Origin of the sequence: Streptomyces sp. NPDC097640, assembly GCF_040302705.1 — a bacterium.
Taxonomy (GTDB): Bacteria; Actinomycetota; Actinomycetes; order Streptomycetales; family Streptomycetaceae; genus Streptomyces.
Genome location: NZ_JBEOSB010000001.1, coordinates 77796 through 103690 on the forward strand (window position 1 = coordinate 77796; position 25895 = coordinate 103690).

The following is a 25895-nucleotide window of genomic DNA, read 5'->3' on the forward strand; positions in this document are numbered from 1 at the left end:
GAATCGATAAAGGAGACATGATGTCGAGTCAGGAACCCACGAACCCCAAGGGGCCCGTGGTGCGCCGCGCCGTCACCCTGCCGGGCACCGTCGGTACGCCGGATCCCTCCGCGCTGACACCGCTGGGTGCGGAGAGTGCGGAGAAGTCGGAGAGTACGGAGGGCGGCGCCGCCGGTGTCGCGGCCGGTGTCGCGGCCGAAGCGGACACCGCCGAGCAGCCGAAGGTCTCGTCGAGCGAGTCCGCGTCGGCCGGCGAGACCGCTGAGACCGCTGAGACCGCTGAGTCAGTGAAGCCGGGCGCGGCCGGGGCCACCACGGCGTCCGCCGGGGTCACGGCGGCCTCCGCCGGGGCCACGGCGGCGTCCGAGGCCGGGGCGCCGGACACTCCCGCGGCTCCGGACGTACCGCCTGCCGAGGCCGACGGCCACGCGGACGGCCGCGGATCCGCCGACGCCATGGCGTCGGCCGTGGGCGATTACCCCCCGGGCGCCGACACCGGGGTCGGCGAGGAGGACGAGCCCCCCTCGGGCCGCCCCACCAAGGCGCTGCTTGCCGCCGCCGCCATCGCGGGCGCGCTGCTGATAACCCTGCCGTTCCTGGCCTTCGGGGCCGATGACAACGATGACAAGACCGAGGCGACGCCCGAACGCACCTCGGGCATGACGGTTCCGAAGCTCGAGGAGAAGGGCCCCGGCACGTACACCGCCCAGTCGCCCGCCCCGTCCCCCACCAAGGAGAGCAAGTCCCCTTCGCCGACGGCCAAGCCCCGGACCGAGCCGAGCAGCGAGCAGCCGAAGTCCCGGCCCGAGCCCGAGCCGAGCAGCGAGCAGCCGAAGCCTCGGACGAAGAAGGTGGTGTCGGCCGGCAAGCCCTACGTGATCGCCCCGGACCAGCGCACGAACTTCCTGCTCAAGAACGTCTCGACCGGCCGGTGCGCGGACCTGCCCGGCGAGGGCACGGGCCAGCTCGACGGCGTCGTCCTCCAGCACGACTGCCTTGACGACTGGGACGCGGACAACCAGGTCTGGGACTTCGTCCTGGCACAGAAGGGCAAGGGACCCGACGGCCGCAATCTCGTCGTGATCAAGAACAAGAAGAGCGGCCTGTGCCTGGACCTGCCCGACCGCGGCAGCCAGCCGGACAGGACCGGGCTCTACCAGACCCACTGCAATCTCACGCTCCAGGACAACCAGCTGTGGTGGGTCGAGAACCGGGGCGGCAACCGGACGTTCTGGATCCACAACTACGCCAGCGATCAGCGGTGCCTGGAGGTCTGGGGCGAGAAGCCCGACTTCGGCGGCAACGAAGCACGTCTGGGCATCTATACGTGCTCCACCACTGACGACCACGAGTGGCGCCTGCTGTCCAAGGGCGAGTCATGACGGCCACGCGTCGCCGCTGACGCCGACCCAGCCCTGGCTCCGCTTGACCTTGACACAGTGACAAGGCATCCACTGTGTCAAGGAGGTGGTCCTCATGACCTCGCAGGCTCTCCAGGCGCTGGAGAACAACAGCCCGTCGGTCCGGCTACAGGCGGCGCTGGCGGTCGGCACGACCCCGGACCCGGGGTGCATCGGCGCGCTCGTCGAGCGATGCGCGATCGAGCCCGAGTTCTCCGTGCGTGAGACGCTGACGTGGGCACTCACCCGCCACGCGGCATCGATGACGGTCCCGCTGCTTCTCGACGAAGTCCGCTCGGAGCGTGTGCAGGCGCGGAGCCAGGCGTTGCACACGCTGTCCAAGATCGGGGATCGGCAGGCGTGGCAGGCGATCACACCGGCGCTGCTGTCCGACGCCGACGACGAGGTGGCCCGGAGCGCCTGGCGGGCAGCGGTCGTGCTCGTGCCCGAAGGTGAGGAGCACGAGTTGGCCGTAGTGCTGGCGACACAGCTCGGGCGCGGCGAACGGGAGACGCAGCTGAGCCTCAGCCGGGCGCTGATCGCGCTCGGCGAGGTGATGCTGCCGACACTCGGCGCCGCGACGACGGATCCCGACCCTCGCGTGCGCGCGCACGCGAACGCCACGGAACGGCTGTGGCGCGACCCGGACGCCGGATTCGAGTTCGCGATCGAGGAGGCGAAGCGCACCGTTGCGCTCGGTGGGCCCGGCCAGGAGGGGCGGTAGGCAGTGTTGATCGGTGATGTCGCGCGGCGGTCCGGGGTCAGCGCCCGCATGCTCAGGCATTACGAATCGCTCGGCCTGGTGCGGCCAACGGGTCGTACCGAATCCGGCTATCGGGAGTACTCCAGCGACAACATCCGGCGAATCTTCCACATCGAGAGCCTGCGGTCATTGGGGCTGTCGCTGGGCGACGTCAAGCGCGCGCTCGATGACCCCGGCTTCGCGCCCGCGGAGCTCGTCGACGACCTCATCCGCCAGACGCGAGACCGCATCGCGGCGGAGACGGAGCTGCTCACGCGGCTCCGTCGGATCGGTGCCGCGGAACCCGCCGGCTGGGAGGGCGTCCTCCAGATCGTCGCGCTCCTCCAGGCGCTGGGGTCATCGAGCGCGGGGGCGCGGCAGCGCGCGGCCCTGTCCGCGGTCGAGGAGGTTCCCGTGCCGGTGGAAGCACTGGTCGAGGCCGTGCTGAGCGAGTCGGACCCGAACGTCGCCGGAGCCCTTCGCTGGGCTCTGGCGCAATCGGGCGAGGACGGGGCGGCACTGCTGGCGAAGGGCCTCGGTTCACCCGTGGCCGAGGTGCGGAAACGTGCCGTCCGGTCCATCGCCGAGATTCCGGACGGTGAGGCGACCGCGCTGCTGCGGGGCGCCCTCACGAACCCCGACATCGTGGTCCGCGGGTACGCGGCCCTGGCGCTCGGAACACGTCGAGTGGCCGACGCGGTCCCGACGCTCATCGACATGATCGTCGAGGAGAGGAACGACGCCGACGCGGCCGACGCACTGAGCACGCTGGCGACTGATCCCGCGGTGGCGGATCGGATCGCCACCGGACTCGTCGACCGTCTCGCCCACGGCACCACCGGATCGTCCGCACGTCGACGGCTGGCACAGGCGCTCGCGGACATCCCGGGGAACACGACGGCACGTGCCCTCGCGGATCTGTCACATGACGAAGACCGTGCCGTCGCGCTGACCGCGACATACATTCTCAAGCTGCGCAACGGACGACAGCGAACCCTTACAGTGAGACCTTCCGTTCGTCGGCCTGGAGACCGCGGAGTGTCCGAAGCCCGTACAGAGCAAGCAGCGGTTTGACGACCATCCACTCACCCAGGTGGTAGTCATCCGCGCGCACCAGCCTCTCGGCAAGATCAGGGCGCTGCCGCCGCAAGTACGCGCGGGCCTTGAGGGCGTGAGCCGGCTGGGAGGCGATCTTGATGCGGTCGACGTCCTCGAGCAGTGGGAGCACGTTCGTGATGTTCTCCCATGTCGTCCTGCTTTGGTCTTCGAGGATCACTGTGCCGTCGAACGCGAGCACCGACTTCGCGTAGTCGGCCATCAACTGGGCCTCCGTGGCCCCACCGCTGGTCGCACCGCCGCTGAAGATCACGCGAGTGCCGTGCGCACGGTCAGCGTCGACGGAGCGGATCGCAGCACGGACTCGCCAGCGGTTGATGAGGTTCGCTGTCGCCTGGGGGTTCCGGTAACCCAATACGACCACGGCCTCGACAGCGCCTCCACTGTTCCCCACGAGAGCGCGCGACCAGCGCCAGTTCAGCCACTCGCCCCAGGCCAGGGCCGCTGCCCCAGCCACCGCCACCCCTGTCCACAGTCTCATGCGGCGACTTTAGGGCACCTCACGCATTCATTGAGGGCCCGCCCCGGCCACCGTGAAGGAGTACGACACCGCGAATGGCCCATGGCCGTACGTCACGGTAATGGCATCGCGCGGCTTTGCACCCAGTGTCGCCAGGTTGACGGTGGCGCTGAACGTCTTCGAGTTCTTCTCTGTTTGTGTGACGGTCAGACGCTTGGTGGCGCGGTCGCCCACGCGCACATCGACCGTGCCCTGACCGAGGGTGTCGGCGTCCAGGTTCAGGGGTGCCGCCAGGTCGATTCGCACCTCCGTATCTCCCGGTACGACACGTGCGGGGGCCCGGCCCCGGGTGCTGACCTTGAGTTCTGTCTGGTCGGCTGCCCGCCAGGCCAGTGATTCGTTCCACGCGGTGTTGAAGGCGACCCAGCCCTCAGTGTGGCCGATATTGCCTTGCTCGGGATTGAAGGGATAGTGCCCGTTCTTGGGACTCCCGTCGAGCACACCGGGAACATTCTCCAACAGTCCCGCGCCGCCGTAATATTCGGAGAACCATCCGTGCTCCACACCCTCGAATCCCACCGTCTTGCTGGGCGCGTCGTACGAAGCGTGCCGCCCGGTGGGGTTGCGGCCGAAGATGTTGTCCACCTGTGCCGTGGCGATCTCGCGGAGTCGGCCGGCCAGTGGATCGTTCCCCAGCAGCCGAGCCGCGGCGAGTGCCGGCGCGGAGAAGCCGGCTACGTTTCCGACCTCGTTGGGGTCGTCGGCGCCGCCCCCGTTGAAGGCTGGAATGGTCCAGCGGTCGTCGGAGTACCGGCGGAAGTCCCAAAGATTGTCCGAGCGGTCGACGGCAATGCGAGCCCAGTCCCTGACGAACTCCTCGATGCCATGGGGAGCCTTGTCCGGATACGTCTCGGCGAACTGCACCAGGCCGGTGATCAGCACGTACTCGCTCTGCCGCTGTCCCTTGCTGACGCGCGGATCCTTGACGTCCAGATTGTTGATCAGCCAGTCGGCCTGGCTCCGAGCGGCATGCAGGTAACGGCCGGCATCATCGCGGCCTTCGCGCTTCGCCACCTCGTACATCATCAGGTTCGGCCACACCGAGTGCCCCGGTGCCAGCTCTCCCTTACCGGTTCCCACCTGTGTGTACACCTGGAACAGGTCCCCGGTGTGGGGGGTGAAAGCCTGCCAGTAGTACCGATCGCGAGCAGGGTCACCCCACGAGTCGAAGAGATGATCGCGAGCGCGCTGGTAAACCGAGGCCGGAATATACTTTTCCAGCTGCGGATAGGCGTAGACGAACGCGGCCAACTGCTCCTTGAGCTGCGGATCGTTGACCTTCTCCTGCAAAAGCAGCTCAACGCCCCAGTAGATGAGACGCACAATGTCCGGAGTGCCTTCCGGCAGTGTCACCGGAAGCCCCTTGTAATCGGCGTCTACATGGATCTGGTCGAATGCGCTCGGGTTGGCCAGATACATGTCGACCAGTGTCGGGATCTCCCTCGAATAGTGAGCCGAATCACGCCAGGTCACTCCCTTCATGCAATCGCGCGCGCCGTACTCGTCGCTGGCCGGATCGGCCGTCTTGCGCGTGTAGTCACCGAAGTAGCACCGGCTGCCCGCCATGAACTCGATGGCGCGCCGATAGGACACCCGGTCGATCCAGTACGCACCGATCCCGAAGGGAACCGACGCGCCCGTGCCGGCCGCCCCTGTGACGGTGACGACAAAGTCCCCTGTGTCGCGCGGATTGAACTTGGTGAAATCTCCTATGCTGCCCTTGACCTTGCCCCGGAATCTGACCCGCCCGGATGTGTCGGTGATGGTGAACGTGGCACCGTCTTCGGCCCGCGGTGCAGTGAACCGCTTGGACTCGCCGAGGTTGAAGCCGCTCTGGTTGAGCAGGACTGGCTGTGCGGCCGTGGGGTCCCCTGCCACCGCTCTGGCGGAAGCGGAATCAGTCACCGCAGCGGCCGTGCCTGGAACCGCTCCCAGGACAAGCGCGCCCACAGCTGCGAGCAAACGGACCTTCATGGGTCACCTCACTGTTTCGTTGGGATGGTTGAGATGCGGCGACTCGGCCGGCGAGGTCACTGAGGCCCCTCTGCCAATACGGCGACTTCGCCCGCCGGAATGGTGATCACGCCCGGTGAAAGGGCGCCCGATATGACGTCGACCCCTGCCGCGGCCACCTGCGCGGGGTGACTGGTGTGGTTCACGGCGAAGAGCCAGGTCCTGCCGTCGGGGGTGGATCGGCGCATGACTTCCACTCCATGGCCGGCCCCCTGGACCGGGGTCGCGCAGTCGGCGGCCGCTGCCCACTGGGGAAGGAGCCGTAGCAGGGAGGAGATGTCCGGGCGAGTGGCCAGGTACCGGATGTTGCCGCGACGGAGGACGGCCGGGCCTCCTTGCGCGGGCCCGTCGACGAATCGGCTCTCCACCTCGGTTCCCGGGTCGGGCAGCACACGCTCGGCCCACAGGTGGCCGGTCGAGCCGTCGTCCAAGCCGACCGATTCACCGGCAGCGAGCGGAAGGTACTCGTCCACCCGCAGTCCGAGCAGGTCACGCAGCGCGCCGGGATACGGGCCGGGGTGGACCCGGTCGTGTGGGTCGACCAATCCGCTGAACGGGCCGATGACCAGGTGGCCGCCGCGTGCCGCATAGTCCTCCAGCGCCCGGGCCGTGTCGGTGGACAAGGTGTAGAGCGAGGGCACCAGCAGGAGGCGCTGTGCTCCGGGGGCCGGCACGAGATCGCAGGACAGACCGAGATCCCACAGAGCGCGGTGCCAGTCGCGAAGAATGCCGGAGGATGTCATGTCGCCGCTGGGCCGGTGGGGCAGTTGCAGGGCCCACATGGCCTCGTAGTCCAGCAGCAGGGCGATGTCGGCCGGCGGACAGGTGCTGCCGGCGATCTCGGCGAGGGCGGCCACGGTGTCGCCGAGGGCTTTGGTCTCCTGCCAGATTCTGGTGTCCTCACCGCCGTGGGGAACCATGGCCGAATGCCACTTCTCCGGGCCGTAGGTGGACTGGCGCCACTGGAAGAACATGGCGCCGTCCGCTCCGCGGGCAAGGTGGGTCAGAGTGTTGCGGGCCATCTCCCCGGGGGTTTTGGCGACGTTGCGGGGTTGCCATTGCACCGCGGAGGTGGAGTGTTCCATGAGCATCCAGGGCTGTCCGTCCGCGAGACCGCGGGTGAGGTCGGCGGCGAAGGCGAGGTCGGCGGCGCGATGGGGGTCCTCGGACGGGAGATAGTGGTCGTTCGAGACGATGTCGACCTCGCGCGCCCAGCGCCAGTAGTCGCTCCAGCGGAGCGCGCTGGCCATGAAGTTGGTGGTGACGGGGCGGCCGGGGGAGTGGGTGCGCACGATGTCGCGCTCGGCGCGGAAGCAGGCCAGATGTTCGGCGTCGCTGAAGCGATAGAAGTCCAACCACAGCCCCGGCGAGAGGCTGCTGGTGCTGGTGCGCGGGGGAATGACCTGCTCCCAGTCGCTGTAACGCACGCCCCAAACGGTCGTGCCCCAGCGGTCATTGAGGGCATCCAGGTCGTCTCCGTACGTGGCGCGCAGCCAGTCGCGGAACGCGTCGGCCGAGGTCGCGCACCAGCAGTGAGGGTTGCCGTTTGCGTACTCGTTGTTGATGTGCCACATCACCACGGCCGGGTGATCGCCATAGCGTTCGGCGAGGCGGCGGGTGACCAGCGCGGCGCGCTCCCGATAGGCCGGTGACGATGGGCAGTACGCCTGGCGGGAGCCGGGCGCGAGCGTTCGCCCGTCGGCCGTGACAGGCAGCGATTCGGGGTGAGCGTGGGAGAACCACAGCGGCGGTGCCGCGGTTGGAGTGGCCAGATCGACGGCGATGCCCGACTCGTGCAGGAGCGCGATGACCTCGTCCAGGCCGGAGAACTCGAAGGCGTCCGGCGCGGGTTCGATCCAGGACCAGGAGAAAACACCGAGGGTCACCAGGTTGACGTTGGCCTCACGCATCAGACGGACATCGTCTTCCCAGGTGGCTCTGTCCCACTGCTCCGGGTTGTAGTCGGCGCCGTAGGCGGGGCGCGGGATTCGGCTCCACGCGAGGTGCGGGTGGTCGGATCGCGGCATGGGGAAGCTCCTGAGTTCCGAGCTACGAGGTGTGGGGTCGATGGGGCAGCCGTCGGCGCCGGCGGGCGGCTTGTCCACGAGAACGTGCGGGATCGGACGATCGGACGATCGGACGTCAGGGGGAGGAGGCAGGCACGCACGACGTCCCGTCGTGATGTGCAATGCGGGGGCTGGGAGGCGGCAGTTGACGCTGCGCACCGGAAGCGCGTTCAACTTAGGCTGGCCGCACGGGGGTGTCAATGCGGGGCGCGCGTGCCGGTGGCGGCCACACCGAAACGGCCTTCCTCAACGGTTGACCTACGGAGCATCGCAAGTAGCGAGCGTCAGACCCCGGTTGAGCCGTGATCGCGGATGCATGGCCTGAAAACCTCTTCACGTCACACTCTTGACGCACCCCCGTAACGTCCGTACGTTCCCTGGTCATACGTAGAAGCACAGCCCCAGGAGCACTTCCTGCCATTGCTCATACGTATGAGCATTCCCTTTTGCGTCCTGCACCGCCCTCACGAGGAGCCAGGAGTCAGCCATGCCCACCAGAAGAGCCTTCATCGTGCGGGCCGCCGCGTCGGCCGTGGCCGTACCGCTGGGAGCGAGTGCCTGTACGGCCGGGACGGGCGCCGGTGGAGCCGGGGCGGGCGGGAAGGGCACGCAGGCGCTCGTGTTCGGCAAGACCGACGGCGGGACGACGTTCGTCCGCAACTTCAACGTATTCGGCCCCGCCGTGCAGAAGGCCCCCAGCATAGAGATGATCTACGAGCCGCTGGCGCGGATCGACTACAGCGACGGCGCGAAGGTCAAGCCGTGGCTGGCCAAGAGCCTGGAGTTCGACGAGGCCGGCACGACGCTTACGGTGAAGCTGCGCGACGATGTGACGTTCTCGGACGGCAAGCCGATGACCGCCGACGACGTGGTGTTCTCGCTCAGCATCCCGTTGAAGGACGCCGCCTTCAACACCGGTGGCACCACCTATGACCGCGTCGCCAAGAAGGACGCCACCACCGTCACGATCCACTGGGCGAAAGCCGCATTCAGTGAACTGAATCAGCTCGGAAACGTGCTGCTGCCGGTCGTGCCCAAGCACATATGGGAGGGGAAGAACCTCAGGACCTGGACCAATCCCGACCCGGTGGGCACCGGCGCCTTCACCCTGGAGCGGTTCGCGGCTCAGCAGGTCACCCTCCGTGCCAGGGATGACTATTGGGGCGGAAAGTTTGCTCTGAAGGAGATCAAGGTCATCCCGACCAACGGCGACTCCCTGCGAGCCCAACTGCTGCGCGGCGAGGTGAACTGGGCGCTCAGTGGCTGGAACGGCGGCGAACAGGAGTACGTAGCCAAGGACCCCAAGCGCCACATGTACCAGAAGTACGCGACCGGAGGCGCCTACTCCCTCTTCTTCAACACCGCTCAGGCCCCCTTCGACGATGTCCACCTGCGGCGTGCGCTCGCGATGACGATTCCGCGCAAGGACATCGTCGCCACACTGCAGCGGCCCGGAACCGAGGCCGGTCCCACGGGACTTGTGGATGAGGTCTACGGGGACGAGATTGTCCCGGAGTACCGGGGCAAGGTGCAGAAGGTCGATGCCGCGGCGGCCCAGAAGGAACTCGCGCTCAGCGGCTTCAAGGTCAAGGACGGCAAACTGGTGAAGGACGGCAAGTCCTACACCCCGAAGCTCTCCTTCAACCAGGACTACGGCTGGGACGCCTACGCCAACATCATGATCCGCAGTTGGCAGAAGCACCTGGGGATCAAGGTGAAGCCGGTGGGCGCCCCCAGCGCCAACCTTCTCGACCAGCAGCAGCGCGCCGAGTTCGACCTCACCATCAGCACCACGGGCGGAGCGGGTGTCGCAGGACTCTACAGCGCTCTGAGCAGCGTGGCCTACCGGCCAGTAGGAGAGACGGCGGTGACCAACTACGGTCGGTGGAAGGACGAGGCCACCGATGCTGCGATCCGTACGCTGCAGGGGTCGAACGACCCGGCCGAGACGAAGAGTGCGGGGGAGGAGATGCAGAAGATCGTCGCCGAGCAGGTGCCGTTCAGCCCCATCTACGACAGCTACTGGTTCGTCCTGATCAACAGCGAGCACTGGACCGGCTGGCCCACCCCCGACAACTACTCCTATGTGCCGTTCCCCGGAGCCGGCCCCGACGCCACGCTCACCCTCATGAAGCTGAAGCAGGCCACCACGTGACCGCGGCGACCACCGTGACCGTCGCCGCGCCCGCCGCGCGCCGGGCCAGGACCCCCCGGCGCTGGGGGTTCCTGGTCCGCCGCCTGGGCTTCTATCTGGCGGCTGCCTGGTCGGCGATCACGTTGAACTTCTTCCTGCCCCGGCTGATGCCCGGCGACCCGTCGTCCGCGGTCGTCGAGAAGCTCCAGCGTGTCAGCGGCCAGCAACTGTCGGCGAGCGCGGCGGAATCGATCCACAAGGTCTTCGGCAACCCGGACGCCAACCTGGGCCGCCAGTACCTCGACTACCTGGGCCAACTGGCGCACTTCGATCTCGGAATCTCCGTCAGCAACTTCCCCGTGCCCGTGAGCGACTTGCTGTGGCAGGGGCTGCCCTGGACCCTGCTCCTCGTCGGCGCGACCACGGTGATCGCGTTCGTGCTCGGCACCGGGATCGGCGCGGTGGCGGGCTGGAAGGCGGGCAGCCGTTTCGACGCCGTGGTCAGCCCGCTCACCACCTTCATCTCGGCCATCCCGTACTTCTGGATGGCGCTCATCGCGCTGTGGCTGTTCGGCTTCCGGCTGGGCTGGTTCCCGCTGTCCGGCGGGTACGACGCCGACATCCCGATCAGGTTCTCCCCGTCGTTCCTGCTGAGCGTGTTGCACTACGGGGTGCTGCCCGCCACCACCATCGTCTTCTCGGCCTTCGGCGGCTGGCTGCTCGGCATGCGCAACATGACGGTCACCACCGTGCGTGAGGACTACGTTCTTCTCGCCCAGGCCAAGGGCCTGTCCAACCGCAGGGTGATGCTCCGCTACGCGGCCCGCAACGCGGTCCTGCCGAACTTCACCGGCTTCGCCCTCGCCCTCGGTCACGTCGTCGGCGGCGCACTGCTCACCGAAGTCGTCTTCAACTACCCGGGTGTCGGCTATCTGCTCTTCACCTCGCTCCAGCAGCGCGACTATCCGGTCATGCAAGGGGTCTTCTTCCTCATCATGCTGACCGTTCTGCTGGCCAACCTGCTGGCCGACTCGGTGTACGCCCTGCTCGACCCGCGTATCAGAGAGGGAGGGTGACGGGCCGTGAGCACCGCATTCCTCACCAGCTGGAAGGTTCGCATCGGCCTCGGGGTCCTGGCCTTCTTCTGCCTGCTCGCCGTGTTCGGGCCCTGGCTGGTGGAGAGCCTGCTGGGCGTCGACCCGGGCGAGAACGACACCAGTGTCATCGCCCAGCCGCCCAGCGGCGACCACCTGCTGGGCACCAACCAGTTCGGCCAGGACATGCTCGCCCAGGTCATCTCCGGCGCCCGCGGTTCGATGTATGTCGGGCTGCTCGGCGCGGTGGTCGGCACGGCGATGGCGATCCTGGTCGGCGTGCCGTCCGGGTACTACGGCGGCAAGGTGGACGCCGCCCTGAACTTCCTGACGAACCTCTTCCTCGTCCTGCCCGTGCTGCCGCTCATCCTCATCGTCGCCGGCTACCTGGAGGGCACCGGCCTCACCACCATCGCCCTGATCATCGGCTTCTTCGGCTGGTCCGGCGGGGCACGTACGCTGCGCGCCCAGGCCCTCTCCATCGCCAACCGCGACTTCGTACGGGCCATGCGCATGCTCGGCGAGCGAGGCCGCAGACTGGTCTTCGCCGAAGTGCTGCCCCATCTGACCGGCCTCATCGCGTCGATGTTCCTGCACGCGATGATCGGCGCGGTGATGGCCGAGGCGGGGCTCGCGTTCCTCGGCATCTCCGACTCCTCGACGATCAGCTGGGGAACGATGATCCAGTCGGCGCAGCAGCAGAGTGCCGTCCTGCGCGGCCTGTGGTGGTGGTTCGTCCCGCCCGGCCTGTGCATCGCCCTGATCGGGACGGCCTGCGCCCTGGTCAACTTCGGCGTCGACGAAATCGCCAACCCCAAGCTGCGGGTCGCCCGCCCCGTGTCGGTGCGGCGTGCCAAGCGGCTCGCGCGAGCGGGTAGTGGGGCGTGATGGCCATGTGCTCCGTGCCACCGCGCTCGATGACCATTCCGCCCGGAGGTGGATCCCGATGACCGTACAGGCCGAGCAGCGCACCCCGTCTGTGGCCCCCGCCGGACAAGCTGTCCTCGAGGTACGTGGCCTGACCGTCGAATACGCCACCGGCAGCATCCCCGTGCGCGCCTGCTCCGACGTCTCCTTCACCCTGCGCCGGGGCGAAATCCTGGGGGTCGCGGGGGAGTCGGGCTCCGGGAAGTCCACCCTGATCACCGCTCTGACCCGGCTCCAGCGCCCGCCCGCCGTCACCACCGGCGGGGAGATCCTCTTCCACGGCCGGGACGGCGCCCCGCCCGTCAACCTTGTCGCGCTCGACGCCAAGCAGTTGCGCCGCTACCGGTGGACGGCGCTGTCCATCGTGCTCCAGTCGGCGATGGACGCACTGAATCCGGTGATGCGGATCGGCGCCCAGTTCGCCGACGTCCTGCGGGCCCGCGACCGCTCGATGAGTAAACGGGATGCCTGGGCGCGGGCCGCGGAGCTGCTCGCCCTGGTCGGGATCTCCGCCGACCGGGTCCGGGACTATCCGCACCAGCTGTCCGGCGGCATGCGCCAGCGCGCCGCTATCGCCCTGGCCCTGGCCTGCAGGCCCGAACTGGTGGTGATGGACGAGCCGACGACGGCCGTCGACGTCGTGATGCAGCGGCAGATCCTCGCGCAAGTGCTCCGTCTGCGCCGCGAGTTGGGCTTCGCGGTCATCTTCGTCACCCACGATCTGTCGCTGCTGCTCGAACTGGCGGACCGGATCGCCATCATGTACGCCGGCCGCATCGTCGAGGTGGGCGAGGCGAGCGCCCTCTACAGCGCCCCGAAACACCCCTACACCCAGGGCCTGCGGGACTCCTTCCCACCGTTGCGTGCCCCGCTGCGTACCCTGCGTGGCATCCCCGGCACCCCGCCCGACCTGCGCCGCCCACCGGCCGGTTGCCCGTTCCACCCGCGCTGCGCTCAGCGGACGGAGGGCTGCGACGAGCGGCTGCCGGACCTGCTTCCCGTAGGGCCACAAGCAGATCATCAGGCGGCGTGCCTGCTCAACGAGACCGTGACCGACAGCGGCGAGACGAAAGGCGGGATCCGATGAGCAAGGTCCTGCGCGAGAAGGCATCAGCGGCGGAGGAGCCGGAGTACGTCCTGGAAGCACGGCAGGTCTCCAAGCACTTCACCGTCCGCGGCCCGCTCGGCCGCACCTCGGTCGTCCGTGCCGTCGAGGACGCCACCGTCCGCCTCAAGCCCGGTCAGATACTGGCACTGGTGGGGGAGAGCGGCAGCGGCAAGACCACCCTGGCCCGGATACTGGCCCGCTTCTACGAACCGACGCAGGGCGAGATCGCCCTGCGCGGCGAGCCCGTTAACGGTAGCCGACGGGCACGGCGCGCCTACCACTCCGAGGTGCAGCTGATCTTCCAGGACCCCTTCGGGTCGCTGAACCCGCTGCACCGCGTCCGCTACAACCTCGACCGGGCGCTGCGCCTGCACCAGCCCCACCTGACCGCCACCGGGCGCCGGCAGCGGATCACGGAACTGCTGGAGCGGGTCAGCCTCACCCCGGCCGAGGACTTCGCGGCGAAGTTCCCGCACGAGCTCTCCGGCGGGCAGCGCCAGCGCGTCGTGATCGCCCGCGCGCTCGCCGTGGAGCCCAAGGTCCTGCTCGGCGACGAGCCGATCTCCATGCTGGACGTGTCGATCCGGCTGGAGATGCTCAATCTGCTCCAGCGGCTGCGGACCGAGGACGGACTCGCACTGCTGTACATCACACACGACATTGCCAGTGCCCGCTATCTGTGCGATGAGATCGCCGTGATGTACGCCGGGCAGATGGTGGAATCCGGCCCCAAAGACGACGTGATCGCGTCACCGCAGCACCCGTACACCAAACTCCTCATAGAGTCCTCCCCGGACCCCGAGCGCGGAGTGGGCGACCGCGACGCGCTCTTCGCGGGAGCCGACGAGCTGGGTGAGCCGCCCAGCCTGATCGACCCGCCGACAGGCTGCCGTTTCCACCCCCGCTGCCCGTTCGCGATGGAAGAGTGCGTCACCGACGCCCCGCCGCGCACCGAGTTGGGCGACGGGCACTGGGCGACGTGCTGGCTGCACGTCAAGGGCCGGGCCCGGGAACTGGCCGGGACGACACACGCCGCGGCCACCACCGCCCGGCGGGAGACGCTGCGAGGAGCATCGTGACAGCACGACGGCGCGACAAGGCGCCCAACCAGGCGGACGTGGCTCGGCTGGCAGGTGTGTCCCAGTCGGCGGTGTCCCGGGTGATCAGCGGGAACGCGGCAACGGCGCGGATCCCGGAGGAAACCCGGCAGCGAGTCTTCGAAGCGGTGCGCGAGCTCGGATACGTGGCCAACCCCGCCGCCCGGGCCATGCGCAAGAAGCGGAACAACCTGCTGGGCGTGCACACCTTCGAGCGCGTCTTCCCGCGCGTACACGAGGACTTCTACTTCGAGTTCCTGCTCGGGATCGAGGAGCGGGCCGAGGAGACAGGCTTCGACCTCGTGCTGTTCACCTCCACCGGGTCCGGCAACGACGGCGAGCGGAAGATCTACCGGAACGGCACCAATCGGCTCAACCTGGCCGACGGCAGCATTCTGCTCGGTGTCTCCACCGACCGCGGCGAGTTGGCCCGGCTCTGGTACGAGGGCTATCCCTTCCTCCACATCGGCCGCCGCGAGGTGCCCGGTGTAGAGATCCCGCAGATCATCCCCGACTACCGGTCGGCGAGCGGGCAGATCGTGCAACGGCTCGCGGAACACGGCCACCGGCGGTTCGGCTACGTACGCCAGTGGATCGAGATGGAGCCGTACGACGACCGCCGCGCCGGCTACGCGGAGGCACTGGAGCGGCTCGGCCTGACGGACACCTCCCCAGGTTTCCACGGCACACCGGAGATCGAGGAATCCTGGCTCGACGAGGTGGCGCGCGGCGCGGTCACTGCGATTGTGGTGGAGAATGTGGGGCTCGCTGAGTCTCTGCGCGAGCAACTGGGCGCCCGCGGGCGGAAGATCCCCGATGACGTGTCCGTCGCCGTGCTGGAGGCGGCGCCCGCGGACCCGTCCGGGCAGTGGGACTCCCTGGTGATTCCCCGCATCGAGATCGGGCGCCTCGCGGTGGACCGCCTCCAGGCCACGCTCGACGACCCCGAGCAGCGGACCGGAAGCCTGCTGGTGCCGTGTCCGCTGATCCGGGGCACCACCATCGCGGCGGTGAGCGAGTAGGGCCGAACGCCCGGGGTCGCCGGACGAGCCGAGAGACCAGCGGCGCCGTCCGTAGGTCCCGGCCTGCCCTGAAACCCGACGGACGGCGGGCCCGAGCCGCCCGCACACCGTCTCTCCACGGATACCCGAACCCACCCACACCCACCGGCGAGGCAGGCCCTTCGGGTACGCCCCCGAACTGGCCACTTCGACCGGCAGAAGGAGCCCCGAGCCCATGAGAGAAATACGAACCGAGTTCCTCGTCGTCGGCGGCGGACTCGGCGGCGTGGCCGCGGCGCTCACCGCCGCCCGGCTCGGCCGGACGGTGGTGCTCACCGAGGCCACCGACTGGCTCGGCGGACAGCTCACCGCACAGGCCGTGCCGCCTGACGAGCATCCCTGGATCGAGGGCCCGGCCGCGCCACCCGGCTACGCCGAACTCCGGCGTCGCGTACGCGACTACTATCGCCGGAACTACCCCCTCAGACCGGAGGCCGCGCAGGACCCGCTCCTCGACCCGGGACTCGGCATCGTGAGCCGGATGTGCCACGAACCGCGGGTGGCCGTGGCCGTCATCGAGGAGATGCTCGCCCCGTGGCGGTCCTCCGGCGCGATAACCGTCCTCACCGGGTACGAGCCCGTCGCCGCACACACCGACGGCGACCGCGTCGAGGCGGTCACGCTGACCGACCGGCACGACGGACACGAGATCACCGTCCACGCCTCCTACGTCGCCGACGCCACCGAACTCGGCGACCTGCTGGAACTGGCCGGCGTGGAGCATGTCTTCGGCGCGGAGGGCCGCGACGAGACCGGGGAGCCGCACGCGCCCGACACCGCCGACCCCCTCGACCAGCAGGCCGTGTCCTGGTGTTTCGCCCTGGAGCACCGGCCCGGCGAGGACCATGTGATCGACCGGCCCGCCTCCTACGACCACTGGCGCACCACCGTCGCCCCGTTCTGGCCCGGCCCGCAACTCTCCTTCACCGACATCGTCCCGATCACCCTCCAGCAGCGCACCTGGCCGCTGATGGGAGGCGGCCGGGAGGCCGGCGAGCACTTCGGCCTGTGGGAGTTCCGACGCATCCTGGCCCGCGAGCAACTGGCCGCCGGGGCCTCCGCCTCCGACCTCACCGTCGTCAACTGGCCCCAGATCGACTACTGGGAGGCGCCGTTACTGGGCGTCGACGCCGAGCAGCGGCAGGTGGCGCTCGCGGCCAGCCGCGACCTGTCGCTGTCCTTCCTGCACTGGTTGCAGACCGAGGCTCCTCGCCCCGACGGCGGCACCGGCTGGCCGGGGCTGCGTCTGCGGCCCGACGTCACCGGCACCCGTGACGGCCTGGCCAAGACGCCGTACATCCGCGAATCCCGGCGTATCCGGGCCGAGTTCACCGTCCTCGAACAGCACGTGGGCGTCGAGGCACGTCCGCCGGGCGCCGGAGGCGAGGTGTTCCACGACAGCGTGGGCCTCGGCAGCTACCGCATCGACCTGCATCCCAGCACCGCGGGCCGCACCTACATCGACATCGAGTCCTACCCCTTCCAGATCCCCCTGGGCGCCCTGATCCCCGTACGCGTCGACAATCTCCTGCCGGCCAACAAGAACATCGGCACCACACACATCACCAACGGCTGCTACCGGCTGCACCCCGTGGAGTGGGCCATCGGCGAGGCCGTGGGGGCCCTCGCCGGGTTCTGCCTCGACCGCGCCCTGCCGCCCCGCAAGGTCCGCTCGGACCAGGCCCAGCTCGCCGACTACCAGCACCTGCTCGGCCAGACGCTCGGGATTCAACTGGCCTGGCCGGAGGAGATCCGCAGCCGAGCGCACCACTACTGATTCCGACGACACCTTTGTCTCCCGCGTCCTCGGTCCCCTGACAGCCGGGGGCGCGGGCTCTATTCACACCTGAGAGGAATCCGCCATGAGCGGCCATGACCACCAGTCCCGTATCGAGGACCTCCTGGGGCAGATGACCGTCGACGAGAAGCTGGGCCAGCTCCAGCAGCTGGCCTGGGCCTGGGGCACCGGTCCTGGCGGCGCCGACACGGAGCAGGCCGAGGCCGCCGCGCGCAAGGGACTGCTCGGCTCGGTGCTCAACATCGTCGGTGCCGAGACGAGCAACGCCCTCCAGCGCATCGCCGTGGAGGAGTCCCGCCTGGGCATTCCGCTGGTCTTCGGCCTGGACGTGATCCACGGCTACCACACCACGTTCCCGATCCCGCTCGCCCAGGCCGCCGCCTTCGACCCGGCGGTGACGGAGAAGGACGCCGAGGTCTCCGCGCGCGAGGCCCGCTCCAACGGCACCCACTGGACGTTCTCCCCGATGATGGACGTCACCCGGGAGCCGCGCTGGGGCCGGATCGCGGAGAGTATCGGCGAGGACCCGTATCTGACCGCCGGCTACGCGGTGGCCAAGGTGCGCGGCTACCAGGGCGCCGACCTGAGCGCGCCGGACCGGCTCGCCGCCTGCGCCAAGCACTTCGTGGCCTACGGCGGCGCGGAGGGTGGCCGCGACTACAACACCGTCGACGTGTCCGAGCAGCGGCTGCGCAACCTCTACCTGCCGCCGTTCCGGGCCGCCGTCGACGCCGGCGCCGCCACGGTCATGGCGGCCTTCAACACCATCAGCGGCGTCCCGGCCCACGCCAACCCGCACACCCTGACGGACATCCTCAAGGAGGAGTGGGGCTTCGACGGCGTCGTGGTCAGCGACTGGACGGGCGTCCAGGAACTGATCCCGCACGGCAACGCGGCGAACGAGGCCGAGGCGGCACGGCGCTCCCTGACCGCCGGAGTGGACATGGAGATGGTCTCCACCACCTTCGTCGACCACGGCCGGGACCTGCTCGCCTCCGGGGCGCTGAGCCAGGAGCGGCTGGATGACGCCGTCGCCCGGGTGCTGCGCCTGAAACTGCGACTGGGCCTGTTCGAGAGCCCGTACGTCGAGGAGTCCGCCGCGCTGACCGCGCCGACCCCCGAGGCGCGGGCCGCGGCGCGCGAGGTCGCCGGGCGCTGCATGGTGCTGCTGAAGAACGACAACAACGTCCTGCCCCTCGACGCGCCGGCCCTGCGCTCGCTCGCGGTGGTCGGCCCCTTCGCCGACTCCGGTGACCTGCTGGGCACCTGGACCCTGCCCGGCGCGCCCGCGGCGGTCCCGGTCCTTGCCGGCCTGCGCGCGGCACTGCCGGACACCGACATCCGCCACGCCGTCGGGGTGTCCTCGGACGGGTTCGACACCGGCGGCATTCCGGAGGCCGTGGCGGCTGCCGAGGCCGCCGACGCCGTCGTGCTCGTGGTGGGCGAACCGCCCGCGATCAGTGGAGAGGCGGCCGTACGCAGCGAACTCGGGCTGCCCGGCGCCCAGGAGGAGCTGATCGACGCGGTCGCGGCGGCCGGCAAGCCCTGCGTCGTGGTGCTCGTCGGCGGGCGCCCGCTCACGATCGGCGGCTGGGCGGACAAGGTCTCCGCGATTGTGATGGCCTGGCACCCGGGCATCGAGGCGGGCCCCGCCGTCGCGGACGTCCTGACCGGAGCCGTGGTCCCGGGCGGCAAGCTGCCCGTGACCTTCCCGCGCACGGTCGGTCAGCTCCCGCTCTACTACAACCACGAGCGGACCGGCCGCCCCTCTGACCCGGCCGCGCCCGACGTGAAGTACGTCTCGAAGTACCTCGACCTCGCCGACGGCCCGGAGTTCGCGTTCGGCCACGGCCTGAGCTACACCACCTTCTCGCTGGGCGACCCGGTGCTGAGCCGTGAGCGGATCGGGGCGGAGGAGCTGCGGGCAGGCGCGACGGTGGAGGTGTCCGTCGCCGTCCGCAACAGCGGCGACCGCGAGGGCGACGAGGTGGTCCAGCTCTACGTCCAGGACCCCGCCGCGAGCATCGCCCAGCCGGTCCGCCGACTGCGTGGCTTCCGCAGGATCCGGCTGGCGGCGGGGGAGGAGCGGGAAGTCCGCTTCACCCTGGGCGCGGATGACGTCGGCTTCTGGACCAACGACCCGGCCGGAGTCTTCACGGTCGAGCCGGGCGAGATCCACATCCACACGGGCAACAGCTCACAGACCCGCGCCCGGCGCACCCTCCTGATCACCTGACCGCCGGCGGGGCGGTCTGTCGTCCGGTCGAAGGGAGTGATGCAGCGAATCGGTACAGAGCGTCCGACGCCACGTCGGCTGCGCCGTGCGTGGTGCGTCGGACATGCCTCATCCACGAGTCGTCATCTGCGTGTCCGTGCGTCGTCACGGTCACTCAGTGGGGAGTAAGCATGAGAGCAAGAATGTGTGCAGCAGTGGTGGCCCAGGGGATGCTGGGCCTGCTGCTGGCGGGTGCCGCAACCGGGACCGCGCACGCCGCCACCACCACGTACTACGTGTCGACGTTCGGCAACGACAGCAACAGCGGAACGTCGCCGGACCAGGCATGGAAGTCGGTCGGCAAGGTCAACGGATTCTCCTTCCCGCAGGGCAGTACCGTCGCGTTCCAGGGCCAGGAGTGGTTCTCCGGCTGCCTGGTGTTCAACTCGACGAACGTGCCGGTGTCGTCGGCGTCCACACCGTTCAAGGTGACGTCGTACGGCACCGGAAAGGCGACGCTGAAGTCCACCTGCACGGGGGACTACTCGGCGGCGGTCACCGCCGATGCCGTGAGCGGCTTCGAGCTGAACAATCTGACGCTGGTCAACGGCACCACGACCGCGGCCGGTGTGCTGCTCCAGAACCAGAAGTCGTCGACGGCGACCAAGGGCCTGAAGGTGACGGCTTCGGACATCTCCGGGTTCGCGCAGCCCAGTGGCAGCAGCAGCACTTTCGGTGGACAGATCATGGTCCTGGGCTACGCGGTCAACGGCAACAGCGGGCCGCTGGACGATGTGCAGATCCTCGACAACAAGCTGCACGGTTCCAGCGTGACCTCGACCGCCGGCCCCGGCCTCTACGGCTGGGGCTCGGGGGTGAACATCACCAATGTCCGGGTCGCCGGCAACTCCGTCTACAACCTGGGTATGTCACCCGAGAGCGTCGGCGCCGGGCTGACCGGGAACGGCTGGAACGGCGCGGTCATCGAGCGCAACGTGGTCCATGACATCGGGGCGAACGTCACCTCGTGCGGCGGCGCCAGCGGCATCATGACGTACACCTCCAATGATGTGACCATCCGCCACAACGAGGTGTACAACGTGCAGCCGTCGCCGGCGTACACCGCCGGCTGCGACTGGGACGGCATCGACCTCGACGGCGGCACCACCAACTCGGTGGTGGAGTACAACTACACCCACAACAACGCGGGCAGCGGCTACCTGGCCTACACCTCGACGGCCAGTTCGAGGGTGTGGGGGCCGAACACCTACCGCTACAACATCTCCGAGAACGACGACTGGGCGAACGCCCAGGGCGGCCTGTTCGACGTGGTGCCCAGCGCCCCGAAGAACGCTCTGTCGATCTACGGCAACACCTTCTTCACCAACAAGGACCAAAGTGCCAACAAGAAGGCCGGCGCGAGCGCGTGCTTCCTGTTCGGCTATGCCTCGGGCACATGGGCCAGTGGTTCGCAGATCAAGGACAACATCTGCCACATGGCCAACAAGGGCACGTACGGCAAGACCGGCCAGATGTACTACAACCCGTACGGGCAGACCGGCATGACGCTGTCGAACAACCTGTACTACGGCACGAACACCGGCGGTTGGCGCTGGAGCGGCACGACCTACGCCGACTTCGCCGCCTGGAAGGCGACGGGTCTTGAGTCGGGCGCGGTGTGGGGTGACCCGCTGTTCACCACGCCCGGCGGAGGCGGCACCTGCTCGTGGTCTCCGACCTCGGGCACGGGGCCGCAGCCGTGTCCGCAGGCCTACACGCTCAAGGCGGGTTCCCCGGCCCTCGGAACGGGAACGGCCGTGTCCGGCAACGGCGGTGTGGACTACTACGGGGCCACCATCCCCAGCCCGCCGAACATCGGGGCCGACGCCTCATAGGCCCTGACTGACCCGCACTGGCGATCGGCACCGGTCTCCCACGCCCACGGCGAGGGAAACCGGTGCCGATGTCATGCCAGGTGCTCGGTGAAGAACGCCGTCGTGGCCGCACGCAGCGCCTGTGCCTCGACGTCCTCCCCGTCATAGGGGAAGTGGCCGGCTTGCAGGACGTGCAGTTCACGCGGCCCCGAGAGCGCGTTGTACACCGCGAACTGGCCCGGCGGCGGCACGACCGGATCGAAGAGGGCGGGGGCGGCAAGCACCGGGATGTCCATCCGTGTCGCCGCGGTGGCCGCGTCGTAGTAGGCGAGGACATCGACGACGCCGGGGTGTTCTCGGTGGTGGCGGCGCACGGCCTCGCCACTGCCGACGCAGGGAAGCGTCAGGCGCAGTGGGTGGTTGCCGAAGGTGGGGACCCGTAGCTGCGCTGCCGCGAAGCGCTCGTCCCACGGCAGCCCGAGGGCGCCAAGACCGCCGCCGAAGCTCTCCCCGAGGTACCCGAGTCCGCGGCCGGCGAGCGCCGGGACCAGCTCGGTGAGCGCCGAGGCCGCACACCACAGGTCCGCGACACAGTCGCCGATGACATAGCCGTCACGCGAGTCGATGCCGTGCAGCACATGGTCGTCGGCGACGCTCGGCACGCCCGGAAGCAGTCCCTTGCTCGGCATGCCCGTCACGCACGGCAGGATCGCCGCCGAGGCGGGCAGGGGCAGCGGGATGTCCTGGCCGACCTGGGCCCGGCCGCCGTAGCCATGGCCGATGACGAAACCGTGGCGCACCGATGCCACGTCGGCGGGCAGGACCAGCCAGCCGCCGCGCCGGCCGCGTGTCGACGCGTAGGACACGTCGAAGATCCGCACACCATCGCGCTCTTCCACGAGTGCGCCGATGCGCGACTCCGGCTCGACCCGGCGGGCTGCCTCGTATCTGTCGCGCCAGAACCCGTCGAAGTCGGCGGGGGCGGCCGGTGCCGCAATCTCCAGCAGTTCGTGGAGCGCTCGGCCGTAGGACGGATCGAAGGGGAAGTCGTGTGCGAAGCGCGGCATACGGTGATCGTAGATCACCCTCGACAACATGGGCGCAGCCAACGAATTCGCTCAGCGGCAGGTCCAGACGGTCGGCTCGTCCCGGCCACCGGGAATCTTCCAGCTCTGGCCGGCGACCGTGCCGTCGTCACTGGAAACAGTGAGTTCAAGCCCGCGGTCGGGGGCGTAGCTCAAGGTGGAACCGGGCGTCGTCAGCTGCCACACGCCGAATTCGTGCCAGCTCGGATCATCGGTGCGACCGACGATCTGACCGTCGCGGTTGATCCCCCGGACATCCTCGCCCCGCTCCACCTCGCGCGGCCGGCCGTCGCGATCCCACACCACGCTTCGCCAGTCGTCACCGATATCGTAGGAGACCTGGCCGATGACACGGCCGTTCGATATTCCGCGCGTGATGACGTCATATGCCCCATCGGGCAGGGGCAGTTGGCGCGCCTCGCCGTTCTTCCACACATATGGCACTCGGTCGCCGTCGAAGTCCGCCTCGACCAGCACGGTGCCGTCCTGGTCGATGCCGGTGGCGATAGCCTCCGTGTCGGGCGACCCGGTCAGTTCCACCACGGCTCCGGGCTTGTCGGCGGGCCAGATGACCGGATGCCAGTACAGCGCGTCGCCGACCGCCGTCCCGACGGCGCCGACGATATCCCCGTGGTCGTTGATGCCTTCCGCCGTCGAAGCATAGGCATCGGGCAGTTCGGGCAGGCGCTCCAGTTTGCCGTTGCGCGAGCGGACGGCGCCGGGAAGTCCGTCAGCCTCCCGGTAGGCGGCTCCGACGACCGTCCCGGCGTCGTTCACCCCTGCGACGTTGACCCAGTTCTGGTATTCGGGATCGTCCAGGTTGCCGTAGTCGGTGAATTCTCCGTTTTTCCACAGCACGGCGCGGCCGCCTTGTTCGGAATTCGCGCCGTATGAAATCGTGCCCGCGTAGCCACCACTTCCGTCAGCCGCGGCCACGTCGCCGGTGAGCGCGCCGGCGGGCAGCGGCAGGATGGCCGGTGTCCACGCGCAGGCCCTCGGTTCGGCGGCAGCGGCGGTGGGTGCCACGGCGCCGACCAACGACGCCATCAGCGCCGCCGAAAACAGGACGCGAGCGCTGCCATGTGTGCGTCTCATCATTCTCTCCGGTTTATGGTGAGGAAACATCCGGGCAGCGTCGTGCCCGTCGCCGCCCCCGCACACTGTGTGACGGAGTGGGGGCAAGGGCAACGTCTTTCGCCCCTGCCTGAAATAGCGTGCCCGGGCGGCGCGGATCGTCCTCGAGGCAACCGGAGAGACCCCGTCATCGTCGGTATCGGCGCGCTGCGGACCTCGCAGGTCCACGCGCACGGCGTCCGTGAAGGGGGCTACGCGGAGCAGCTGCCGTCCGAGACCCGTAGGCCCTTGTTGGCGCCGGCCGTCGTGCTGACGACGCTCGGCACGCAACTGGCCGCGTCGAGACTGTAGGAGTACGGGATGGTGACGGTGGTGTTGGACTTCGGGTCGGGGCCGGCCGGGTTGTTCTCGGTGCCGGGGCTGGACCACGTCACGTTGTCGAAGATGTTGCCGCTGACCTGCCAGTAGCCGGCCGCGTCGGTGTAGAAGGTGCCGAGGACGTCCTTGGAGTCCTCGAAGTAGTTGTTGTCCACCTTGGCGCGGGCTCCGGCGCGGGAGTTGATGCCGGATTCGTTGAGGCCGACGTAGTGGTTGTTGTAGATGTGGGCGATGCCGCCGCGCAGCAGGGGCGTGCGGGAGTCGATGTTCTGGTACAGGTTGTGGTGGTAGGTGATGTAGCCGTTCGACGTGTCGCTCTCGCTGGATCCGACGAGCCCACCGCGGCCGGAGTTGCGCAGAATGCTGTAGGACAGCGTGACGTACTGGGTGTTGTTCTTGAGGTCGAAGAGGCCGTCGTAGCCCTCGGACTCCCCGCCCGACGCCTCCAGGGTGGTGTGGTCCACCCAGACGTTGTGGACGTTGCTCTCCATGCCGATGGCGTCACCACCGTTGGAGGTGGGGGAGCCCGACTTCTTGACGTTCCGGACGGTCACGTTCTGGATGATGATGTTGCTGGCGTTGCGGATGTGGATACCCAGCTGGTCAAAAACGGCTCCGCTGCCGACCCCGATGATCGTGACGTTGCTGATCTCCTTGAGCTCGATCTTGTCGTCGGCGGTGTTGCAGCTGTCGCCCGACACCTTGCTGGTGTTGCCGTGGTTGACGGTGCCCTCGACCTGGATGGTGATGGGTGTGCTGCTGCTGGCCCGGTTGCACAGTGCCTCATGGATCGCGGTTCCCGTGGTGGCCCGCACCGTCTGCCCGCCCGCTCCGCCGGTGGTGCCGCCGTTCTGGGTGGCGTAGCCGGTGGCGCTGCCGGTCGCGGCCGCCGCCTCTGGCATCGGCAGCACCGCGCCGGTCGCGGCGGCGGCCGCAAGGGCCGTCGTGGCCAGTGCGGCGTGGAGCCGCGCTGCTCGTGATCGTTTCATCCTCGGCCTGCCCTTTCGTCGTCGAACGCAGGTGATGTGCTGCCTGCCGGGCACGTACAGAAAGCGCTTTCGGTGCGGGAGGCTAGGGCGGTACCCGTGAAACGGCAAGGCTTTGCGCAGGCGCGGTTCGCCGGCGTCCGTCGGGCCGGCGCCCGTCAGGCCGGCGGCCCGACGGGCGCTGTCAGCCGGCCAGTCCGCCGAGGAGCGCCCAGGTACGTCGGCGGTCCGCTTCTCCCGCGATCTCGGTGCTCGAGAACACCACCTCGGTGGCGCCGGCGTCGCGGTAACGCCGTACCTCGGCTTCGACGGTCTTCTCGTCGCCGATCACGGCCACGTCGGCAGCCCGTCGGCCGCCGGAGAGTTCGATGACCCGCGCGTAGGACGGGATCTGTTCGTAGAACGCGAGGCTCTCGGTGGCCTTCGCCCGTACCGCGTCCACGTCGTCCGTGACCACGCCGGGCACCAGGGCCACGATCCGGGGCGCGGGACGGCCGGCGGCCTCGGCCGCGGCGGTCAGGGCGGGAACGATGTGTTCCGCCAAGGCGCGTGGCCCCGCCAGATAGGGCAGGATCCCGTCCGCCAACTCACCGCTGACCCGGAGCGCCTGCGGCCCCATCGCGGCGACCAGCAAGGGGACCCCGCTCTCGGCGCCCGGTACGCGCGCCGGGATCGGGGTGGTGGCGGTGAGCAGCTCGCCGTGGAAGTCGGCCGTGCCGTCCTGCGTCAACTGCCGCAATACGGTGATGAATTCACGCAGGCGGGTGATGGGGCGGTCGAAGGGCAGGCCGAAGCCGGTCTCCGTCAGCAGTTTCGTGCCCAGGGCCAGACCGAGGTGGTAGCGGCCGTGTGTCGCGGCCTGGGCGGTCTGGGCCTGGCTGGAGACGAGCAGGGGGTGGCGTCCGAAGACGGGGATCGCGGAGGTGCCCACATGCAGTCCGGGTACCGCGCGCCCGACGAGCGCGGCGAGTTGGGGTGAGTCGGCGCCGAAGGTCTGGCCGAACCAGGCCGACCGCAGACCGGCGGCCGCGGCCTCCTGGGCCAGCAGCACGGTGGCGTCGACCTGGTTCTGCGCGTCGGAGGCGTTGAGCACTACTCCAATAGTCATGCCAGTCAGAACGGGCTTCGGCCGAACCCGCATTCCGGTTCGTGTGTGACAGGTTTTTGTCAGTCATATGTACAGGGGCCCGGTGAGAATCGGCCAAGA

Annotated in this window: 18 protein-coding genes and 1 pseudogene; 12 read left to right on the forward strand and 7 right to left on the reverse strand. The window is 69.0% G+C overall.

Annotation, left to right across the window (positions count from 1 at the left end; all coding sequences use genetic code 11):
• Positions 1-20 precede the first annotated feature (20 nt).
• From ABTY62_RS00085 to ABTY62_RS00095, 3 genes are all read left to right on the forward strand, one after another.
• The gene (locus tag ABTY62_RS00085; protein ID WP_352127018.1) at positions 21-1382 is read left to right on the forward strand and encodes an RICIN domain-containing protein; all 1362 of its coding nucleotides are present in this window, start codon (positions 21-23) and stop codon (positions 1380-1382) included.
• Positions 1383-1476: 94 nt separating this feature from the next.
• Complete coding sequence (locus tag ABTY62_RS00090) at positions 1477-2124, forward strand: HEAT repeat domain-containing protein (RefSeq protein ID WP_352127019.1); 648 nt, start codon at positions 1477-1479, stop codon at positions 2122-2124.
• A gap of 3 nt (positions 2125-2127) precedes the next feature.
• Positions 2128-3216 carry a MerR family transcriptional regulator gene (locus ABTY62_RS00095; protein WP_352127020.1) on the forward strand — a complete coding sequence of 363 codons (1089 nt, stop codon included), beginning with the start codon at positions 2128-2130 and terminating at the stop codon, positions 3214-3216.
• On the opposite strand, the gene ABTY62_RS00100 is transcribed toward ABTY62_RS00095, so the two are convergent.
• From ABTY62_RS00100 to ABTY62_RS00110, 3 genes are read right to left on the reverse strand one after another with little or no spacing between them, the layout of a single operon-like run.
• On the reverse strand, positions 3140-3739 hold the full coding sequence (locus ABTY62_RS00100) for a YdcF family protein (protein ID WP_352127021.1): 600 nt from the start codon (positions 3737-3739) through the stop codon (positions 3140-3142). The genes ABTY62_RS00095 and ABTY62_RS00100 overlap by 77 nt on opposite strands.
• A 27-nt stretch (positions 3740-3766) precedes the next feature.
• A complete protein-coding gene (locus ABTY62_RS00105) occupies positions 3767-5752 on the reverse strand; it encodes a hypothetical protein (protein ID WP_352127022.1) in 1986 nt (661 codons plus the stop codon).
• Positions 5753-5808: 56 nt separating this feature from the next.
• On the reverse strand, positions 5809-7818 hold the full coding sequence (locus tag ABTY62_RS00110) for a beta-galactosidase (protein WP_352127023.1): 2010 nt from the start codon (positions 7816-7818) through the stop codon (positions 5809-5811).
• Between the two features lie 526 nt (positions 7819-8344).
• Between ABTY62_RS00110 and ABTY62_RS00115 the strand changes: the two genes are divergently transcribed.
• From ABTY62_RS00115 to ABTY62_RS00155, 9 genes are all read left to right on the forward strand, one after another.
• Entirely contained in the window at positions 8345-10012 is a 1668-nt protein-coding gene (locus tag ABTY62_RS00115) for an ABC transporter substrate-binding protein (RefSeq protein WP_352127024.1), read from the forward strand.
• Between the two features lie 14 nt (positions 10013-10026).
• Entirely contained in the window at positions 10027-11067 is a 1041-nt protein-coding gene (locus ABTY62_RS00120; RefSeq protein WP_352127447.1) for an ABC transporter permease, read from the forward strand.
• Positions 11068-11073: 6 nt separating this feature from the next.
• Positions 11074-11973: an ABC transporter permease gene (locus ABTY62_RS00125; RefSeq protein WP_352127025.1), complete on the forward strand. Its 900-nt coding sequence runs from the start codon at positions 11074-11076 to the stop codon at positions 11971-11973.
• Between the two features lie 58 nt (positions 11974-12031).
• Positions 12032-13099 (forward strand): ABC transporter ATP-binding protein, encoded by a 1068-nt coding sequence (locus tag ABTY62_RS00130; protein ID WP_352127026.1) that lies wholly within the window; start codon positions 12032-12034, stop codon positions 13097-13099.
• A complete protein-coding gene (locus ABTY62_RS00135) occupies positions 13096-14199 on the forward strand; it encodes an ABC transporter ATP-binding protein (RefSeq protein ID WP_352127027.1) in 1104 nt (367 codons plus the stop codon). The genes ABTY62_RS00130 and ABTY62_RS00135 overlap by 4 nt, the downstream gene beginning before the upstream one ends.
• Positions 14196-15239, forward strand: a complete 1044-nt coding sequence (locus tag ABTY62_RS00140; RefSeq protein WP_352127028.1) for a LacI family DNA-binding transcriptional regulator — start codon at positions 14196-14198, stop codon at positions 15237-15239. Before ABTY62_RS00135 ends, ABTY62_RS00140 begins: the two co-directional genes overlap by 4 nt.
• Positions 15240-15453: 214 nt before the next feature.
• Positions 15454-17055 carry an FAD-dependent oxidoreductase gene (locus ABTY62_RS00145; protein ID WP_352127029.1) on the forward strand — a complete coding sequence of 534 codons (1602 nt, stop codon included), beginning with the start codon at positions 15454-15456 and terminating at the stop codon, positions 17053-17055.
• Positions 17056-17140: 85 nt separating this feature from the next.
• Positions 17141-19312 carry a glycoside hydrolase family 3 N-terminal domain-containing protein gene (locus ABTY62_RS00150; protein WP_352127030.1) on the forward strand — a complete coding sequence of 724 codons (2172 nt, stop codon included), beginning with the start codon at positions 17141-17143 and terminating at the stop codon, positions 19310-19312.
• A 170-nt stretch (positions 19313-19482) separates the two neighbouring features.
• Positions 19483-21186 carry a right-handed parallel beta-helix repeat-containing protein gene (locus ABTY62_RS00155; protein ID WP_352127031.1) on the forward strand — a complete coding sequence of 568 codons (1704 nt, stop codon included), beginning with the start codon at positions 19483-19485 and terminating at the stop codon, positions 21184-21186.
• A gap of 71 nt (positions 21187-21257) precedes the next feature.
• Here ABTY62_RS00155 and ABTY62_RS00160 read toward each other — a convergent pair whose 3' ends face one another.
• The 4 genes and pseudogenes from ABTY62_RS00160 to ABTY62_RS00175 all read right to left on the reverse strand — a co-directional run bounded on the left by ABTY62_RS00160 (position 21258) and on the right by ABTY62_RS00175 (position 25796).
• Positions 21258-22232, reverse strand: coding sequence for an acetylxylan esterase (locus ABTY62_RS00160; RefSeq protein ID WP_352127032.1), 975 nt, complete (start codon positions 22230-22232; stop codon positions 21258-21260).
• A gap of 51 nt (positions 22233-22283) precedes the next feature.
• Positions 22284-23345 (reverse strand): hypothetical protein, encoded by a 1062-nt coding sequence (locus ABTY62_RS00165; RefSeq protein WP_352127033.1) that lies wholly within the window; start codon positions 23343-23345, stop codon positions 22284-22286.
• 236 nt (positions 23346-23581) lie between these two features.
• Positions 23582-24691: pseudogene (locus ABTY62_RS00170) on the reverse strand (pectate lyase family protein); the annotation flags it as partial.
• Positions 24692-24872: 181 nt separating this feature from the next.
• Positions 24873-25796, reverse strand: a complete 924-nt coding sequence (locus ABTY62_RS00175) for an LLM class F420-dependent oxidoreductase (protein WP_352127034.1) — start codon at positions 25794-25796, stop codon at positions 24873-24875.
• Between the last annotated feature and the right edge of the window lie 99 nt (positions 25797-25895).

Excerpts from the sequence above, each read along its gene's own strand:
- ABTY62_RS00085 (WP_352127018.1), top strand. The coding sequence starts at position 21 with ATGTCGAGTCAGGAACCCACGAACCCCAAGGGGCCCGTGGTGCGCCGC.
- ABTY62_RS00090 (WP_352127019.1), top strand. The coding sequence starts at position 1,477 with ATGACCTCGCAGGCTCTCCAGGCGCTGGAGAACAACAGCCCGTCGGTC.
- ABTY62_RS00100 (WP_352127021.1), bottom strand. The coding sequence starts at position 3,739 with ATGAGACTGTGGACAGGGGTGGCGGTGGCTGGGGCAGCGGCCCTGGCC.
- ABTY62_RS00105 (WP_352127022.1), bottom strand. The coding sequence starts at position 5,752 with ATGAAGGTCCGTTTGCTCGCAGCTGTGGGCGCGCTTGTCCTGGGAGCG.
- ABTY62_RS00110 (WP_352127023.1), bottom strand. The coding sequence starts at position 7,818 with ATGCCGCGATCCGACCACCCGCACCTCGCGTGGAGCCGAATCCCGCGC.
- ABTY62_RS00115 (WP_352127024.1), top strand. The coding sequence starts at position 8,345 with ATGCCCACCAGAAGAGCCTTCATCGTGCGGGCCGCCGCGTCGGCCGTG.
- ABTY62_RS00130 (WP_352127026.1), top strand. The coding sequence starts at position 12,032 with ATGACCGTACAGGCCGAGCAGCGCACCCCGTCTGTGGCCCCCGCCGGA.
- ABTY62_RS00135 (WP_352127027.1), top strand. The coding sequence starts at position 13,096 with ATGAGCAAGGTCCTGCGCGAGAAGGCATCAGCGGCGGAGGAGCCGGAG.
- ABTY62_RS00145 (WP_352127029.1), top strand. The coding sequence starts at position 15,454 with ATGAGAGAAATACGAACCGAGTTCCTCGTCGTCGGCGGCGGACTCGGC.
- ABTY62_RS00150 (WP_352127030.1), top strand. The coding sequence starts at position 17,141 with ATGAGCGGCCATGACCACCAGTCCCGTATCGAGGACCTCCTGGGGCAG.
- ABTY62_RS00155 (WP_352127031.1), top strand. The coding sequence starts at position 19,483 with ATGAGAGCAAGAATGTGTGCAGCAGTGGTGGCCCAGGGGATGCTGGGC.
- ABTY62_RS00160 (WP_352127032.1), bottom strand. The coding sequence starts at position 22,232 with ATGCCGCGCTTCGCACACGACTTCCCCTTCGATCCGTCCTACGGCCGA.
- ABTY62_RS00165 (WP_352127033.1), bottom strand. The coding sequence starts at position 23,345 with ATGAGACGCACACATGGCAGCGCTCGCGTCCTGTTTTCGGCGGCGCTG.
- ABTY62_RS00175 (WP_352127034.1), bottom strand. The coding sequence starts at position 25,796 with ATGACTATTGGAGTAGTGCTCAACGCCTCCGACGCGCAGAACCAGGTC.